At 72.4% G+C, this 16,862-nt stretch carries 13 protein-coding genes; 7 read left to right on the forward strand and 6 right to left on the reverse strand.

Annotated elements, in window-relative coordinates; translation table 11 throughout:
- Positions 1 to 72: 72 nt before the first annotated feature.
- The 5 genes from ACFVR6_RS13550 to ACFVR6_RS13570 form a co-directional block, all read right to left on the reverse strand.
- Positions 73 to 1,389: a DUF58 domain-containing protein gene (locus ACFVR6_RS13550; protein WP_386963899.1), complete on the reverse strand. Its 1,317-nt coding sequence runs from the start codon at positions 1,387 to 1,389 to the stop codon at positions 73 to 75.
- A 3-nt stretch (positions 1,390 to 1,392) separates the two neighbouring features.
- On the reverse strand, positions 1,393 to 2,322 hold the full coding sequence (locus ACFVR6_RS13555) for an AAA family ATPase (protein WP_386964350.1): 930 nt from the start codon (positions 2,320 to 2,322) through the stop codon (positions 1,393 to 1,395).
- 65 nt (positions 2,323 to 2,387) lie between these two features.
- Positions 2,388 to 3,560 carry a DUF4350 domain-containing protein gene (locus ACFVR6_RS13560; protein WP_386963901.1) on the reverse strand — a complete coding sequence of 391 codons (1,173 nt, stop codon included), beginning with the start codon at positions 3,558 to 3,560 and terminating at the stop codon, positions 2,388 to 2,390.
- Positions 3,557 to 4,216 (reverse strand): DUF4129 domain-containing protein, encoded by a 660-nt coding sequence (locus ACFVR6_RS13565; protein ID WP_386963903.1) that lies wholly within the window; start codon positions 4,214 to 4,216, stop codon positions 3,557 to 3,559. Before ACFVR6_RS13565 ends, ACFVR6_RS13560 begins: the two co-directional genes overlap by 4 nt.
- Positions 4,201 to 5,454 carry a glycerophosphoryl diester phosphodiesterase membrane domain-containing protein gene (locus ACFVR6_RS13570; protein ID WP_386963905.1) on the reverse strand — a complete coding sequence of 418 codons (1,254 nt, stop codon included), beginning with the start codon at positions 5,452 to 5,454 and terminating at the stop codon, positions 4,201 to 4,203. Before ACFVR6_RS13570 ends, ACFVR6_RS13565 begins: the two co-directional genes overlap by 16 nt.
- Before the next feature lie 165 nt (positions 5,455 to 5,619).
- Here ACFVR6_RS13570 and mtrA point away from each other — a divergent pair, with 165 nt between their 5' ends.
- The 5 genes from mtrA to hpf all read left to right on the forward strand — a co-directional run bounded on the left by mtrA (position 5,620) and on the right by hpf (position 11,140).
- Positions 5,620 to 6,300: an MtrAB system response regulator MtrA gene (gene mtrA, locus ACFVR6_RS13575; protein ID WP_386963907.1), complete on the forward strand. Its 681-nt coding sequence runs from the start codon at positions 5,620 to 5,622 to the stop codon at positions 6,298 to 6,300.
- Positions 6,301 to 6,308: 8 nt separating this feature from the next.
- A complete protein-coding gene (gene mtrB / locus ACFVR6_RS13580) occupies positions 6,309 to 7,976 on the forward strand; it encodes an MtrAB system histidine kinase MtrB (RefSeq protein WP_386963909.1) in 1,668 nt (555 codons plus the stop codon).
- Entirely contained in the window at positions 7,973 to 9,649 is a 1,677-nt protein-coding gene (locus ACFVR6_RS13585) for a GerMN domain-containing protein (RefSeq protein ID WP_386963910.1), read from the forward strand. Before mtrB ends, ACFVR6_RS13585 begins: the two co-directional genes overlap by 4 nt.
- 95 nt (positions 9,650 to 9,744) lie before the next feature.
- Positions 9,745 to 10,389 carry a ComF family protein gene (locus ACFVR6_RS13590; RefSeq protein ID WP_386963912.1) on the forward strand — a complete coding sequence of 215 codons (645 nt, stop codon included), beginning with the start codon at positions 9,745 to 9,747 and terminating at the stop codon, positions 10,387 to 10,389.
- A gap of 88 nt (positions 10,390 to 10,477) precedes the next feature.
- Complete coding sequence (gene hpf, locus ACFVR6_RS13595; RefSeq protein WP_386963914.1) at positions 10,478 to 11,140, forward strand: ribosome hibernation-promoting factor, HPF/YfiA family; 663 nt, start codon at positions 10,478 to 10,480, stop codon at positions 11,138 to 11,140.
- A 77-nt stretch (positions 11,141 to 11,217) separates the two neighbouring features.
- Here hpf and ACFVR6_RS13600 read toward each other — a convergent pair whose 3' ends face one another.
- Positions 11,218 to 12,555, reverse strand: coding sequence for a hypothetical protein (locus ACFVR6_RS13600; protein WP_386963916.1), 1,338 nt, complete (start codon positions 12,553 to 12,555; stop codon positions 11,218 to 11,220).
- A 178-nt stretch (positions 12,556 to 12,733) separates the two neighbouring features.
- Here ACFVR6_RS13600 and secA point away from each other — a divergent pair, with 178 nt between their 5' ends.
- Both secA and ACFVR6_RS13610 read left to right on the forward strand, forming a co-directional pair.
- Entirely contained in the window at positions 12,734 to 15,538 is a 2,805-nt protein-coding gene (gene secA / locus ACFVR6_RS13605) for a preprotein translocase subunit SecA (RefSeq protein ID WP_386963918.1), read from the forward strand.
- Positions 15,539 to 15,611: 73 nt separating this feature from the next.
- A complete protein-coding gene (locus tag ACFVR6_RS13610) occupies positions 15,612 to 16,838 on the forward strand; it encodes a pyridoxal phosphate-dependent aminotransferase (RefSeq protein WP_386963920.1) in 1,227 nt (408 codons plus the stop codon).
- Positions 16,839 to 16,862 lie beyond the last annotated feature (24 nt).

Raw genomic sequence — 16,862 nt, forward strand, 5'->3', positions numbered from 1 at the left:
CTCCTTTCGCGCTCACAGTATCCGCACGCCCGCCGTCCCGGAAGCGTCCGCGCGGCGTGGATGCCGGAGCGGCTAGAGCCTGCCCGCCGCCTTGAGCGCGAGGTAGCGGTCCGCGATGCGCGGCGGGAGATCCTCCGCCGGCGCCGCGAGCGCCTCACCGCCGGCACGGGCCACCGCCGCCGCCACGCGTGCGGCGTCGCGGGCGGTGCGCTCGACGGCCGCGGCGCGGTAGACGTCGTCCGCGGTGCGGCGTTCGCCCGGGGCGGGGGCGGTCGGGTCGGCGGCGGCATCCGTCGCGGTGCCCACGAGCACGTGGGCGCGGCGGGTGAGGGCGCCGAGCGATCCGAGGAAGCCCCGCGACGCTTCGGGGGCGTCCTGCGCCGTCAGCAGCACGACGAGCGCGGGGCGGGACGTCACAGCGCGCACCTGCGCGAACGCGGCATCCCAGTCGGTGTCGATCAGCTGCGCCTCGACCGGGGCCATCGCCTCCATCATCGCCGGCAGCAGCGCCGCACCGTCCACCCCCGTCACGCGTGCGCGCAGCACCCGGTCGAACATCACGAGGTGCACGTGATCGCCCGCGCGCGCGGCCAGCGCCGCCAGCAGCAGCGCCGCCTCCATCGCGGCATCCAGGCGCACGCCGTCGCCCACGCGTGCGGCGGCGGTGCGCCCGGTGTCCACGACGATCACCACGTGGCGGTCGCGTTCGGGGCGCCAGGTGCGCAGCATCGTCGTGCCGGCGCGGGCCGTGGCGCGCCAGTCGATCGAGCGCACGTCATCGCCCCGCACGTACTCGCGCAGGCTGTCGAACTCGGTGCCCTGCCCTCGTACCTGCAGGCTGGTGTTGCCGTCGAGCTCCCGCAGCCTCGCCAGTCGTGAGGGCAGCTGCCGCAGCGAGGTGAACGCGGGGAGCACGCGCACGGCGCCCGGCGCCTCCAGGCGCACCTGGCGCCCTGCCAGCCCCATCGGACCCGACGAGCGCACCGCGACGAAGAGACTGCGCAGCTCGCCCCGGCGGCGGGGGAGCAGCGGCACCCGCACCGTGCGCCGTTCGCCGGCGGGCACGTCCACCAGGGCGCGCTGGGCGGGGGCGCCCGCGGTGGGCTGCCACGCGTCACGAAGCCGGCCGCGCACCCGCCGCGCACCGGTGTTCTCCAGCGTCAGTTCCGTCTGGACGGCCTCGCCCAGCCGGGTGCGGGTCGGACCGGACCGGGTCGGTCGCAGTGCGCGCGGGTCGGCCGCCGCCGCGGCATCCACCACCGCCGCGGCCGCGCACCCCACGAGCCACAGCACCGCGACCGGCCACGGCGCGATCCCGGCGGAGCCGAGCAGCACGACGGGCACGACGCCGAGGGCGACGAGTGCGGTGAGGCGGCCGGTGACGTACACGGTCTACTTCGGGACGGGGGTCTGCTGCAGCACGGAGGTGAGGATCGCCTCGACCGAGACCCCCTCGATCTCGGCTTCCGGCCGCAGCCGCAGCCGGTGCCGCCACGTGGGCACGAGCATGGCCTGCACGTGGTCGGGAGTGATGGCGGGGTAGCCCAGCAGCCACGCCCACACCTTCGCCGCGGCCAGCAGCGCGGTCGCCGCGCGCGGGCTCGCCCCCAGTGCCACCGACGGGGCCTGCCGCGTGGCCCGGGCGAGGTCGACGACATAGGCCAGCACATCATCCGAGACCGCAACGGATGCCGCCGCTTGCTGCGCGGCACGGATCTCCGCCGCACCGACCACGGCGGAGATCCCCGCCGCCTGCAGATCGCCGGGCCTGAACCCGTCGGCGTGGCGGCGGAGCACGGCGAGCTCCGCGTCGCGCGCGGGGACGTCGATGACGATCTTCAGCAGGAACCTGTCCAGCTGCGCCTCGGGCAGCGAGTAGGTGCCTTCGTGCTCGATGGGGTTCTGCGTCGCGGCGACGAGGAACGGGTCGGGAAGCGGCCGGGTGACGCCGTCGGCGGAGACCTGCCGCTCCTCCATGGCCTCCAGTAGTGCCGCCTGGGTCTTCGGGGGCGTGCGGTTGATCTCGTCCGCCAGCAGCACGTGGGTGAACACCGGCCCGGGGCGGAACTCGAACTCCCCGGAGCGGGCGTCGTAGATGAGGGAGCCCGAGACGTCGCCGGGCATGAGGTCGGGGGTGAACTGCACGCGCTTGGTGTCGAGGCCGATCGCGCGGCTGAACGAGCGCACCAGCAGCGTCTTGGCCACCCCGGGCACGCCCTCCAGCAGCACGTGGCCGCGGGCGAGGAGCGCGATGAGCAGCCCCGTGATCGCCCCGTCCTGCCCGACGACGGCTTTGCCCACCTCCAGGCGCACCCGGTTCATGGCGTCGCGCAGGGCGTCGTCGCCGGCTGCGGCTGCGGGGGCGGGCGATGCGGTTTCGGCGTCGGTCACTGCGGGTTCCTCCCGGGTCGGACGGCGAGACGGACAGCCGTCTCGAGGTGCTGCAGGGCATCGGCGAGCCGGACGAGCTCGGCGTCGGTGGTGGGTCTGTCATCGATCAAGATGCCGCGGACGCGGCCGCGGTCCAGGCCCAGGCGCGCCGCTGCGGCGTCGGCGGTCTCGTCCGCCGCCGCGGTGGGGCCGAGCCCCAGGTCGCGGGCGAGGCGATCGAGCGTGCCGTAGCGCAGCTGGTCGGCGACGTGGACGGTGTCGCGGGAGCGGGCGTACAGGCGCGCACGGCCCTCGGTGGTCTCCGCCGCCCGCACCGTGACCGGCAGGTTCTCGGTCACCAGCGGCCCGAACCGGCGGGCGCGCCACAGCGCGGCGGCCACACCGGCGGCGGCGAGGACGACCAGTGCGGGGGTGACCCAGCCGGGGGTGAGGGCCCCCAGCGTCGGCGACGTGTCCGAGAGCGCGCCGTCGCCGAGCGAGGGCAGGTACCAGACGACGCGGGGGTGCGCGCCCAGCAGGTTGGCGGCGAGGGCGGCGTTGCCGTCGTCGGTGAGGTGGGCGTTGGAGAACAGGTCGACGGCGTCGAGGGCGGCCAGGCTCCGCTCGCCCTGCGCGGTCACCAGCAGCGCGTGCCCCTCGCCGGAGGGGTAGCACGCGGTGACCCCGGGCCCGCCGTGGAAGACGGCGCCCGGCAGGATGCCGCCCGCGCGCTCGGCGCCGGGCAGCGTGCAGTCGGGTTCGGCGAGCTCACCGTCGCCGACACCGGCGGCGGTGGAACCGTCGACGAGCAGGCGCAGGTCCCGGGAGCGCGGGTCGACGAGCACGACGTCGTCGGCCAGCAGCGCGACCTCGGCGAGGGTGGCGTCGTCCAGCGGTGTCGTGTCGCCGATCACGAGGGTCGCCTCTCCCGCGGCGACCGCGCGCTCGGCGGCTGCGCGGTCGCGCGCGACGTCGACGGTCAGCCCCTGGTCGCGGAGCACCTCGACCAGCGCGCGGGCACCGCCGGGGCCCGCCGACGCGGGGTCGAGCCCCTCGCGCTGGGTCCATTCGCCGAGACTCAGCAGCGCCGCCGAGCCCGCGCCGATCAGGATCAGCGCGCCGCAGATCACGGCCCAGCCGCCCATGCGTCTGCGGCGGGTGGCGGGGTCGATCGCTGCCGGCGCGGTCACGGGACGGCGGGGGCGAGGTCGGCGCGGCGGGGCGCGGTGGTGGCGACGGTGTCGTCGACGGCGGCGACCTGCGCGTACAGCTCGGCGGTGCCGGGGCGGCGGAGGTAGCGGACGTCGTCGAACGCGGTCGCCGCCCGTTCGAGGTCTTCGGCGCATGCCGGGAAGGCCGCGGCGGCGTCGCGGGCGAAGGCGTGCACCGTGGCGCCGGGGAGGGCGTCGACGACGCCGCGTTCGCCGAGCCCGGTGGCAAGCGCCCGGAAACGCTCGGTGATCGCGGCATCCCAGTCGCCGCGGGCGGCATGGTCGCGGGCCGCGGCGCGCAGCTCGGCGGCCGTGCGGCGCTGGACGCCCCCGAACAGCTCGGCGCCGCCGCGGGAGCGGCCCGAGGCGCGCGGGAGACCCCACACCAGGATCGCGACGACGACCACGCCGACGATGACGACGGTGACCAGCACCGCCAGCCACGGACCCCACGCTGCGGGGAGCGCCCTGGTGAACAGATCCTCGAAGAACTGGCCGACGGCGTGCGCGAAGCGGTCCAGCGGCGTCGGCTGCGCAATCTCGTAGACGCGGTCGGCCAGCTCGCGCTCGGCCCACTCGCGCGCCTCGTCGGCATCGGGGATCAGGGGTGCGGCCACGGTCAGGGCTGCACCCACGGGGTGGTCCGCTCGGGCGGAGCAGCACCAGCACCATCGGGCACCTGCTGCGGCACGTACGCCTGCGGCGGCACGGGGGAGCCGGAGTACCCGGGGTAGCCGGGGTATCCCGGGTATCCCGGGTATCCCGGGTAACCGTCGGGGCCGGGCGGCGGGGGATATCCGTAGCCGGGGTGGGGCAGCGGCGCACGGGGCCCTGCGACGCGGCCGATGTGCAGCCGGTAGGGATCGGCGAGCTCGCGCACGCCGGCATCCCGCTGCTCGACGTACGTCAGCAGATCCTGGTCGAGGCCCTCGTGACGCATGCGGCAGTCGATGTAGATGAGCGAGGTCGCCGTGGACTGCGCGATCAGGGCGACCGTCTGCAGCAGCACCGTGATGATCTGGGTGAGCACCCCGCCCACGATGAGCGCGACGATCGCACCGGTCTGCGGCTCGCCGGTCGGGGCGAAGACCGTGGAGATCGCGGTCGTCGCGAACGAGAACGGGATGCTCACCAGCTGCGCGACCGTGCCGAAGACGGTGGCGATGATCACGACGATCCCGAGAGTCGACCAGAACCGACCGCGCGTGAGTCGCCACGACCGCCCGATCGCGCCGGTGATCGTCGCGCCCTCGAGGATGATGGCGGCCGGGGCCAGCAGCAGCTTCACCGTGAGCCACAGCCCGAGCGGGATGGCTGCCAGCACGACGGCGATCGTCAGTGCGATGCCGCCGGCGGGTGCGGCCGCCCACAGGGCGATGATGCCGACCACGACCAGCGCGATGCCCACCAGCACCACGAGGGTCACCAGCAGCGTGTACCCGATGAGACGCCAGGCGACGGGCTTGACCCGTGCCCACAGTGCGCCGAGGGTGAGCTTCTCCGCGACGGCGGCGTGGGCGACTTCGCTCACCACGACGCCCTGCACGAGCACGCCCAGTGTGCCCAGCGCCAGGCTGATGACGACCGCCGCGATGAGGCTGACGGCGATGGAACCGGCCGCCACCTCGTCGAACTCCGGCGTCCCGGGGCGCAGCGTGTCGAGGCGGAGGTAGGCGGCGACGGTGACCGCGACGATCGCGGCGGTCCCGATGAACGTCGCGACCGACTGCACGCCGACGGCGAATCCGAGCAGCACCCGCGGGTTCTGCCGCAGTGCCGAGAAGGAGCGGCCCAGAATCGTCCCGAACGACAGCGGACGCAGCGGAATGATCCCTGGGCGGGCGGCAGGTGTCCAGGCCGGATACGCGGTCATGACTCTCCCTGTGCGGCTGAGGTGGTCACTATCGTGTCATATGGCGCGGATGCCCCGGCGCGGCAGGGCCGTGATGCGGCGTCCGGCCGGTGGCGTCGGCTACTCTGGGCGGAGCCCCACCGCCTTGCGCGCGGGCTGGGGAACCCGGAGGACGAGCACGTACCCATGACCTCACGCATCCTGGTGGTCGACGACGACACCGCGCTGGCCGAGATGATCGGCATCGTTCTGCGCACCGAAGGCTTCGACACCGTCTTCTGCGCCGACGGCGCGGCGGCCGTGGACGTGTGGCGCGCCGAACGCCCCGAGCTCGTTCTGCTGGACCTGATGCTCCCCGGCATGGACGGCATCGAGATCTGCACCCGCATCCGCGCCGAATCGGGCGTGCCGATCATCATGCTCACCGCGCGCACCGACACCGCCGACGTCGTCCGTGGCCTGGAGTCGGGCGCCGACGACTACATCGTCAAGCCCTTCAACCCCAAGGAGCTGGTCGCGCGCATCCGCACCCGCCTGCGCCCCGCTGCGCAGTCCTCGGGCGACACGCTGCGCATCGGGGACCTCAGCGTCGACGTCGCCGCGCACGAGGTGCGCCGCGCCGACGAGGTGATCAGCCTCACCCCGCTGGAGTTCGAGCTGCTCGTCGCCCTCGCCGCGAAGCCGCAGCAGGTGTTCTCGCGCGAGATGCTGCTCGAGCAGGTGTGGGGCTACCACTACAAGGCGGACACGCGCCTGGTGAACGTCCACGTTCAGCGACTGCGCGCGAAGGTCGAGCTCGACCCCGACAACCCCAAGATCGTCACGACGGTGCGCGGCGTCGGCTACCGCGCCGGCGCGGTGGTCTGAGGCGGGTCTTGTCCACCGCGAACGCGTCACGACGCGTCACCGCTCGACTGCGCGACTGGCGGCGCTGGCCCGAAGAGGTCACGCGCGCGTGGCGCGGGTCGCTGCGGTTCCGCACCGTGCTGCTCACGCTCGGACTGACCGCGCTCGCGGTGCTCGCGGCGTTCGTGTTCATGGCGCTGGCGATCCAGAACGACCTTTTCCAGTCCCGTCTGGAGCAGGTCCTGGGCGATGCCGCCCGCACCACCCAGACCGCCCAGGCGACGTTGGATTCCGCCGAGGTGGAGGGCGACGCCGTCGCGGTGGACAACCTGCTGGTCAACGTCAGCACCGTCGCCCGGCAGGCGGCCACCGACATGACGGCGGCGCTGCGCACCGACACCACCTCGCCCCTGGCCCCGCAGGGGTTCACGACGGGCGGGCTCACCGAGGATCTGCTCTCGCCGGGCCTGCGCGCATCGGTGCGCGACACCGGCGACCTGCAGTGGTGGCAGTCCTCGGCCCTCCCCGACGGCGACGGTGGCACGGTGCCGGGCATCATCGTCGGCCAGCAGCTGGAGGTGCCGGAGGCCGGCGCGTACGAGCTGTACTTCGGCTACGACCTCGCCGACGCCGCCCAGACGCTCTCGTTCGTGCAGGTGACGCTGTGGATCGTGGGGGCGGCGCTGGTGATGCTCATCGGCGGCATCTCCTGGGTCGTGCTCCGCTCGGTGACGAGCCCCATCGCGGAGGCCGCGGAGACCAGTGCGCGTCTGGCCAACGGTGAGCTCGGCGTCCGCCTGCAGGTGCGCGGCGACGACGAGCTGGCGACGCTGGCCCGCTCGTTCAACGCGATGGCCGACAGCATCGAATCGCAGATCAAGGACCTGGCCGACCTGTCGCTCGTGCAGCAGAGGTTCGTCTCCGATGTCTCGCACGAGCTGCGCACACCGCTGACGACCATCCGGCTCGCCTCCGACATGCTCAATGACCAGCGCGAGGCGTTCGACCCCACCACCGCCAGGGCGGCGGAGCTGCTCCACGCGCAGGTGCAGCGGTTCGAGACGCTGCTGACCGACCTGCTGGAGATCAGCCGCTACGACGCCGGTTCGGTGCAGCTGGAGAGCGAGCCGACCAGCATGGCGCAGCTGGCGGAGGACGTCATCGCCTCCATGCAGCAGCTCGCGGACCAGCACGGCACCGATGTGCGCCTCATCGCGCCCGGCGGCTACTCGCCGGTGGAGATGGACCCGCGCCGGGTGCGCCGCATCGTGCGCAACCTGCTCGGCAACGCCATCGAGCACGGTGAGGGTCGCCCGATCGTCGTGACCGTCGACAGCGACCAGCGCGCCGTGGCCCTCGGCGTGCGCGACTACGGCCTGGGCATGACCGCCTCCGACGCCGAGCGGGTGTTCGACCGCTTCTGGCGCGCCGACCCGTCGCGTCGACGCACGATCGGCGGCACCGGCCTCGGCCTCTCGATCGCCCTCGGCGACGCGCGACTGCACGGCGGCACCCTGGCGGTGTGGTCCGCGCTCGGCCGCGGCACCCACTTCGTGCTGACCATCCCGCGACAGGGCACCGACTTCGACGGGACCTCGCCCATCCCGGCCGACCCCGGCGAGGACGGCGCGCTCGACTCGCTGGGCCTCACGCAGCCGATCGAGATCCCGCAGGGCGACCGGAGGGAGAAGCGATGAGAAGTCCCACCCGCATCGTCGCCGTCGTCATGGCGACGGCATCCGCTCTGGTGCTGTCCGCCTGTGCGGGCCTTCCCACCACGGGGCCCGTGAACCCCGGGATGGCGCTGGACGACGACACGCGGCCCCCGGACATCTCCTTCGTCGCCGATCCGCCGCAGCCGGGGGCGACCCCCCGCGAGATCGTGGAGGGGTTCATCCGCGCCGGCTCCGGCACGCGCGGCGAGTGGGCCACCGCGCGGGAGTACCTCACGACCGATGCCCGGGAGGTGTGGAATCCGTTCGCGGGGGTGACCGTCGACGACTTCGCCGACCGCGAGTACATCGAGAGCGCCGAGGACGCCATCACCCTCAACGTCACCGCCGACGCGGTCGTCGACGAGGCCGGCGCCTACAACGACGTCAACGGCGCCGAACTGGGGCTGCCCTTCCGGCTCGCGCAGGAGGACGGCCAGTGGCGCATCAGCGAGGCGCCCGACGGCATCGTGCTGGACGACTCCTGGTTCGATGTCGTCTTCCGCAGCTATGCGCTGGCCTACTTCGACCCGACGTGGAACTACCTCGTCCCCGACGTGCGGTGGTTCACGACCACCAACCCCGCCACGAGTGTGGCCAGCGCCCTGCTGGAAGGGGCGCCGAGCCCGTGGCTGGCGGGGGCGGTGGCCAGCGCCGTGCCGGGGGATGTCACCCTCGCCGCCCGCACCGTGCCGGTGCAGGACGACGGCACAGCGCGTGTCGAGCTCACCGCGGGCGCGCTGGATCTGGACCGCACGACGCTCGACCGGTTGCAGACGCAGCTCGTGGAGAGCCTCGCGGGGGCCGGGGTGACCACCGTGCAGCTGACCGTCGACGGGCAGCCGCTGGCGGCGTCGGTGATCCCCACGATCTCCACGCGGGTGCCCCCGCAGGCCCTCGTGCTCAACGACGAGGGCTTCGGCTACCTCACCGGCGACGGACTGGAACCTCTCGCGCTGTCGGAGGCCATCGTGGATGCCGGCGCCGTCGCGGTGCAGGTCGCCGCCGATCAGGATGCTGCGGCGGTGCTGCGCGGCACCGGCGCCGTCGCCCGCGTCGACACCGCGAACGGCTGGGGCGACGTGGACGCCCGCGGCGACCTCGTCGCCCCGTCGATCGACACCGGCGGCTGGGTGTGGAGCGTGCCTGCTGCCACGCCCACCGCGGTGCGGGCGTTCGGGCCGCAGGGCGAGGCGGTCGACGTCGCCGGCGCATGGCCGGAGGCCACGAGGATCACCGCCATGACCGTCTCCCGCGACGGCACCCGGGTGGCGGCGGCCGTCGTCGACGGCGGGCAGCCGGCGATCTGGGTGGCGGGCATCATCCGCGACGGCGGGGTCCCGGTCGAACTCGGCGTGCCGCACGTGCTGGCGACGCTGCCGGGCGTGGGCGCGGACGTCGGCTGGCTGGATGCCACCCATCTCGGCATCGTCGTCGACGTCGCCGGCGACGCGCGCATCGTGGAGCAGACCGTGGGAGGCGCGGGCGCCGTCATCAGCGCGCCGGCCGGCACCACCGCCATCGCGCCCACCAACCAGGTCTCCGACGTGAGGCTGCTGGACGACCAGGGGACGCTGTACGTGCGGCGCGGGACGAATTGGGGGACCAGCGCCACCGGCATCCGGGTGCTCGGCACGGTGCAGGGCACGGCCCGCTGACGCCGCCTCCTGCACAGGGCCGGGATCGTCGCGCTGCGCCCCGGAGGCGTTCGCTCCCCGCGCGGGGGCGCCTCCGGGAGGCGACACTGGGACGCATGTCCGCCACGCCGCTGCGCGACGCGCTCGCCGCGGCACTCGCGCTCGCCTTCCCGGTGTGGTGCGCGGGGTGCGATCTGCCCGATGCGGCACTGTGCCCGTCATGCCGGGCGAGGCTGGAGCCTCTCGTCGCCGTGCGCCGCGTCGGCACCCTCGACGTGCACAGCGCGCTGGTGTTCGACGGCGTCGTCGCCCGCGTCGTGCGGGCGTTCAAGGAGGACGGTCGCACGGGGCTCGCGGCGGCTCTGGCACCCGCCCTCGCTGCGGCCGTGGGGTCGACCGGATCCGGCGCCGTCGTGGTGGCCGTGCCCACCTCGCGCGCGGCGATGCGGCGCCGGGGCTACCGGCCGGTGGAGCTGGTGTGCCGTCGGGCCGGGCTGGTGCCCGAGCCCTTACTGCAGACCGTGCGCGCCACCGCCGACCAGCGCGGGCTGCCGCGCGAGGCGCGCGTGGCCAACGTCGCGGGCAGCATGCGGGCCCGCGACGCGGCGGCGGGTGCGCGCGTCGTCGTCGTGGACGACGTCGTGACGACCGGCGCCACACTGACCGAAGCGGTGCGGGCGCTGCGGGCGGCGGGGGCCGTCGTGGTGGGCGCGGCCACCCTGGCCGCCACGCCGAGCCGACGACATGCCGCGTCGAAGTGACATCAGCGGTCCAGCGCAGTAGCGTTGAAGGGACAAGGCGACTGATGGTCCGCCCTTGGCCGGGCGGACCGGAACAAGGAGGTCAAGGATGGATACCAGTATCGTCGGCGTGGGTGTGGGGATCACAGACCGATTCCGCACCGTGGTCGAAGAGAAGGCCCTCCGTGTAGAACACCTCGCTCCCCGGGCCCAGCGGCTCGATGTCAAGGTGACCCACCGGGCGTACCACAACGGTCGAGTCGAGGACGAGACCGTCGAGTTGACGCTCACGGGCAAGGGTCCGCTCGTGCGGGCCGAGGCCACCGACGGCGACAAGTTCACCGCGCTGGATCTGGCGGTCGACAAGCTCGCCGAACAGCTGCGCCGGGCGAAGGAGAAGCGCCTCGATGCGCGCGACCACCCGCGGGGGGCGACGTTCAAGAAGGCGAACGGCGCGCTCGAGGGGATCGACGTGCAGCCGGCATCCGTCGACATGATCGACGCCGTCGCAACCGGCGCGATCCCCGTCCAGACGGGCACCGCGGAAGAACCCGAGTACACCCCGGTCGTCATCCGCACGAAGAACTTCGAGGCGGAGTGGATGACCGTCGAAGAAGCGGTCGACCGCATGGAGCTGGTCGGCCACGACTTCTTCCTGTTCATCGATGCCCGCTCCGACCAGCCCAGCGTCGTGTACCGGCGCAAGGGCTGGGACTACGGTGTGATCTCGCTCGCGACCCAGGCGCCGCCTGCCGCGAAGCTCGCGTCGTAGCGCCTATGCGAAAGCGGATGCCGCGTGGAGGAATCCACGCGGCATCCGCTTTTCACGTCGTGCGGTGTCGGACGGGGTCAGTCGAACATGCCGTCCAGGAGGCTCCCGATGACGAGGCCTCCCAGGATGCCGCCCATGATGTTGTTGCCGCCCTGACCGCCGCCGCGGCCGCCGCCCCAACCGCCCTGCTGTCCCCAGCCCGGGTCGTTCGGGCGGGACGAGTCGATGTCGCGCTGGGCGAATTGCAGCGCCTCCGAGGCGAGCTGACCGCAGCGGCGCGCGTCGGCCATCGCCTTCTCCCGGTCGTCCTCGGGGATCGCGGCGGCCGCGATGACGGGGGCCAGCGCCAGCCGGAGGCTCTCGGCCTCGGCCAGCCGCGTGCGGGCATCGGCGCCGATCCAGCCGCGGTGACCGGCGATGACCGAACGGGCCACCGAGAGCTGGCGGTCGGCGTCGTCGACGGCGTGACGCACGTGCGCCTCGGCCGGGACCGGCCGCGCGGCGCGCTCGCGGGCCTTGGCGATGACGGCATCCAGTGCAGAGTTCTTCTCACGCAGCACGGTGAGCTCTGCGAAGGGGTCGGCCTTGCCGCCGGCAGGGGTCAGGCTCGTCAGCGCGCGCTCGAGCTCGGCGACCGCCGCCGTCACGGCCGGCACCTGCGGAGCATTGCGGGCCTCGACGATGTCTTCACGGGAATCGGCGACGACGGCGGCGAGCGTCGACTGGGCGCGGAGGGCTTCGACCTCGAAGTCGTCGACGGCGTCCAGCAGGGTGCCGGCGCGACGCACCGCCTCGGTCGCCGTCTCCAGCGCCAGGTTCGCGGGCCCGCGTTCGCCGGCCGCCCTGCGCCGCTCGGCGACCTCCGCGCCGTGTGCGGCGAATTCGAGCAGCCCGGCGGCCTCGTCGGGGTTGCCGGCGATGCGCTGCACGGCCTCGGGGGCGTAGCGCTGGGCGACGCGCTCCACCACGGCGCGGGCGGTGGGGACGCGGGCGGTGAGCCGATCGACGTCGGCACGGATGCCGGCGAGGATCTCGGGGGCGCGCCGGGCGCGCTCGATGCGTGCCTCCAGCGAGCTGGTGCGGTCGTCGAGCAGCTCGTCGGCCCACTCGCACAGCTGCACGATGCGGGCGTTGCGGGTGCGCAGCTCCTCGAGGGTGTCGGGGATGTCGTCGTGATTCAGCTGGTTGAGGTGGAACGCCTCGCCGAGGTGGTGACGGACGGCGGTGAGCGCTTCGCGCAGTTCCTGGGTCGCCTCCGTGCCGAGCTCGGCATCCGCGAAGACCAGTTCGTCCGTCGTGACCCGCAGTCGCTCGTCGGTGGCGACCAGCGCCGCGCCGGCACGGCGGGCCAGGTCCGCGTCCTGCTCCTGCAGTTCCAGCTGCTCGCGCTTGCGTTTGCCCCAGAATCCAGCCATGTCACGATCCTAGAGCCGTGACCCCCCGGCGACCGCCGGTTCGCTCAGGGCGAGCGGCTGGGAATCGCCCCACAGGCGACGCTGAGGTCACGGGCCGATAACATGGCGGTGTATGCCCGCGCGCCCGAGCGTGAGGGCGCAGGCGCAACCGTGCCCGACCCATAGATGGAGATGCCCCGTGGCCAACCCTCTCGAGAAACTGCTCCGCGCCGGCGAGGGGCGGGTGCTGCGGCGCCTGCAGCAGGTCGTCAAGGCCGTGGGCGCCCTCGAAGAGGACTACGCGCAGCTGACCGACGAGGAACTGCGCGGCGAGACCGCGGAGCTGCGCGCCCGCTACGAGGCCGGCGAGACGCTGGACCACCTCATGCCCGAGGCGTTCGCCGCCGTGCGTGAGGCCGCCAAGCGCACCCTCGGCCAGCGTCCCTACGACGTGCAGGTCATGGGTGGCGCGGCACTGCACCTGGGCAACATCGCCGAGATGAAGACCGGTGAGGGCAAGACCCTCACCGCCGCCCTCCCCGTGTACCTCAACGCCATCGCCGGCAAGGGCGTGCACGTCATCACGGTCAACGACTACCTGGCGTCCTACCAGGCCGAGCTCATGGGCCGCGTCTACCGCGCCCTCGGCATGACCACCGGCACCATCGTCTCGGGTCAGAACCCCGAGGTGCGCCGTCAGCAGTACGCCGCCGACATCACGTACGGCACCAACAACGAGTTCGGCTTCGACTACCTGCGCGACAACATGGCCTGGCGCAAGGACGACCTCGTGCAGCGTGGTCACTTCTTCGCGATCGTCGATGAGGTCGACTCGATCCTCATCGACGAGGCGCGCACCCCGCTCATCATCTCCGGCCCGTCGTCGGGTGAGGCGAACCGCTGGTTCGTCGAGTTCGCGAAGATCGCCAAGACCCTCGAGGCGGGCGTGGACTACGAAGTCGACGAGAAGAAGCGCACCATCGGCGTGCTGGAGCCCGGTATCGAGAAGGTCGAGGACTACCTCGGCATCGAGAACCTGTACGAGTCGGCCAACACCCCGCTCATCTCCTTCCTCAACAACTCCATCAAGGCCCTCGCGCTGTTCAAGCGCGACGCGGACTACGTCGTGATGAACGACGAGGTCATGATCGTCGACGAGCACACCGGCCGCATCCTGGTCGGGCGCCGCTACAACGAAGGCATCCACCAGGCGATCGAGGCGAAGGAGGGCGTGCCGGTCAAGGCCGAGAACCAGACGCTCGCGACCGTCACGCTGCAGAACTACTTCCGCCTGTACGACAAGCTCGCCGGCATGACCGGTACCGCCGAGACCGAGGCGGCGGAGTTCATGTCCACCTACAAGCTCGGCGTCGTCCCCATCCCGACGAACAAGCCGATGATCCGCAAGGACCAGCCCGACCTCGTCTACAAGAACGAGCAGGCCAAGTTCGCGCAGGTCGTCGAGGACATCGCCGAGCGGCACGCCCTCGGCCAGCCCGTGCTCGTGGGCACGGTGAGCGTGGAGAAGAGCGAGTACCTCTCGCGCCTCCTCGCGAAGAAGGGCGTCAAGCACGAGGTGCTCAACGCGAAGAACCACGCACGCGAGGCCGAGATCGTCGCGCGCGCCGGGCGCCTGGGCGCCGTCACCGTGGCCACGAACATGGCCGGCCGCGGTACCGACATCATGCTCGGCGGAAACGCCGAGTTCCTCGCCGTGCAGGAGATGAAGGCCAAGGGCCTCGATCCCGTCGAGACGCCCGAGGAGTACGAAGCCGAGTGGGACACCGTCTACGAGGCCGTGCGTGACACCGTCGCCGAAGAGGCCGTCAAGGTCGTCGAGGCCGGCGGTCTGTATGTGCTGGGCACCGAGCGTCACGAATCGCGCCGCATCGACAACCAGCTGCGCGGCCGCTCGGGCCGTCAGGGCGACCCCGGCGAGAGCCGCTTCTACCTGTCGCTGACCGACGACCTCATGCGCCTGTTCCAGTCCGGCGCCGCCGAGGCGATCCTGGCGCGCACCAACTTCCCCGACGACGTCGCGATCGAGTCGACCATGGTGTCGCGGGCGATCAAGAGCGCCCAGTCGCAGGTCGAGGCGCGCAACGCCGAGATCCGCAAGAACGTGCTCAAGTACGACGACGTGCTCAACCGTCAGCGCGAGGCGATCTACGCCGACCGCCGGCACATGCTCGAAGGCGATGACCTCTCCGACCGCGTGGCGCACTTCATCGAAGACGCCATCGGCTCCGTCATCGACGACCACACCGGCTCCGGTCACAACGAGAGCTGGGACTTCGACGCGCTGTGGACCGAGCTGAAGACGCTCTACCCGGTCGGCGTCACGATCGACGAGGTCGTCTCGGAGGCGGGCAACAAGGGGCGCATCACCCCCGAGGTGCTCAAGCGCGAGATCCTCTCCGACGCGAAGATCGCCTACGCCCGTCGTGAGGAGGAGCTCGGTTCCCCCGCCATGCGGGAACTGGAGCGCCGCGTCGTGCTGCAGGTGCTCGACCGCCGCTGGCGCGACCACCTCTACGAGATGGACTACCTGAAGGACGGCATCGGCCTGCGGGCGATGGCCCAGCGCGACCCGCTCATCGAGTACCAGCGCGAGGGCTACCAGATGTTCCAGGCGATGATGGGCCAGATCAAGGAGGAGTCGGTCGGCTTCCTCTACAACCTCGAGGTCGAGGTGCGTCGCACCGAGGGCCAGGAGGCGCAGGTCGAGGCGAAGGGTCTCGTCGCGCCCGAGCAGCAGGGCCTGGAGTACTCCGCGCCCGGCGACTCCGGTGACGTCGAGGTGCGCAACGACCGCGGCCAGGTGCAGCAGGCGGCCACCGCCAAGGCGCGTCAGGCCCGTGCGGCCGCCGCGGCCGCCCCGTCGGCCGCCGAGCAGCCGCGTGGCGCGTTCGGTCAGCGTACGCAACCCAACGCGGGCGGTGCCGCACCGTCGGCAGCGCCGCAGAACCGCGCGCAGCGCCGCGCCACGGGCAAGAAGAAGTAACCCGCCCCGGCGGGGGAGAGGCCGGTCCACCGGCCGGGCATTGGCCCGGCCGGACCGGCGATATCCTGATCCGATGAGTCCGCTGCGCAACCTCGACCAGTCGAGCAAGCTGAAGAACGTCCTCTACGAGATCCGCGGTCAGGCACTCGCCGAGGCCGATCGGCTCGAGGACGACGGGCACACGATCCTCAAGCTCAACACCGGTAACCCCGCCATCTTCGGCTTCGAGGCGCCGTTCCAGATCGTGCGCGACATGATCGAGTCGATCCCGCACGCGCACGGCTACAGCGACAGCCGCGGCATCATGTCCGCCCGGCGGGCCGTGGTGTCCCGCTACGAGCAGATCCCCGGGTTCCCCTCGTTCGACCCCAACGACGTCTACCTCGGCAACGGGGTGTCCGAGCTCATCACGATGACGATGCAGGCACTGCTGGACGAGGGCGACGAAGTGCTGATCCCGGCGCCGGACTATCCGCTGTGGACCGCGATGACGAGCCTCGCCGACGGCACGCCGGTGCACTACCGGTGCGACAACGCCGCCGGCTGGCAGCCCGATCTCGAGGACATCCGCTCCAAGATCACGCCGCGCACCAAGGCGATCGTCGTCATCAACCCCAACAACCCCACGGGAGCCGTCTACACCCGCGAGGTGCTGGAGGGGATCGTCGAGATCGCCCGTGAGCACTCGCTGCTGCTGCTGTCGGACGAGATCTACGACCGCATCCTCTTCGACGAGGCCGAGCACATCCCGCTCGCCACGCTCGCTCCCGACCTGCTGTGCCTCACCTTCAACGGGCTCTCCAAGACCTACCGGGTGGCGGGCTTCCGCTCCGGATGGCTCGTCATCACCGGCCCCAAGCAGCACGCGGCCGGCTTCCTCGAGGGCATCCAGCTGCTGGCATCCACGCGGCTGTGCCCCAACGTCCCCGCCCAGTACGCCGTGCAGGCGGCGCTGTCGGGCGTGCAGTCCATCGACGCGCTCATCGCCCCGACGGGGCGGCTGCACGAGCAGCGGGATGCCGCGTGGGAGGGTCTGGAGGCGATCCCCGGGGTCTCGTGCCTCAAGCCGCAGGGGGCGCTCTACGCCTTCCCGCGCCTCGACCCCGAGGTGTACGAGATCCGTGACGACGGCAAGCTCGTGTACGACTTCCTCGTCGCCGAGCACGTGCTGCTCGTGCCCGGCACCGGATTCAACTGGCCGACCCCCGATCACCTGCGCATCGTGACACTGCCGGAGGCGCGGGTGCTGACCGAGGCGATCGAACGGCTCGGCAACTTCCTGGCGTCCTACAAGCAGTAGCCCGCGACGGCGGGAGAGCGTCAA

Source organism: Microbacterium sp. NPDC058021, from assembly GCF_042885955.1.
In the GTDB taxonomy this organism is placed as follows: domain Bacteria; phylum Actinomycetota; class Actinomycetes; order Actinomycetales; family Microbacteriaceae; genus Microbacterium.

Excerpts from the sequence above, each read along its gene's own strand:
- ACFVR6_RS13570 (WP_386963905.1), bottom strand. The coding sequence starts at position 5,454 with ATGACCGCGTATCCGGCCTGGACACCTGCCGCCCGCCCAGGGATCATT.
- ACFVR6_RS13600 (WP_386963916.1), bottom strand. The coding sequence starts at position 12,555 with ATGGCTGGATTCTGGGGCAAACGCAAGCGCGAGCAGCTGGAACTGCAG.
- ACFVR6_RS13590 (WP_386963912.1), top strand. The coding sequence starts at position 9,745 with ATGTCCGCCACGCCGCTGCGCGACGCGCTCGCCGCGGCACTCGCGCTC.
- hpf (WP_386963914.1), top strand. The coding sequence starts at position 10,478 with ATGGATACCAGTATCGTCGGCGTGGGTGTGGGGATCACAGACCGATTC.
- ACFVR6_RS13555 (WP_386964350.1), bottom strand. The coding sequence starts at position 2,322 with ATGAACCGGGTGCGCCTGGAGGTGGGCAAAGCCGTCGTCGGGCAGGAC.
- mtrA (WP_386963907.1), top strand. The coding sequence starts at position 5,620 with ATGACCTCACGCATCCTGGTGGTCGACGACGACACCGCGCTGGCCGAG.
- ACFVR6_RS13610 (WP_386963920.1), top strand. The coding sequence starts at position 15,612 with ATGAGTCCGCTGCGCAACCTCGACCAGTCGAGCAAGCTGAAGAACGTC.
- ACFVR6_RS13585 (WP_386963910.1), top strand. The coding sequence starts at position 7,973 with ATGAGAAGTCCCACCCGCATCGTCGCCGTCGTCATGGCGACGGCATCC.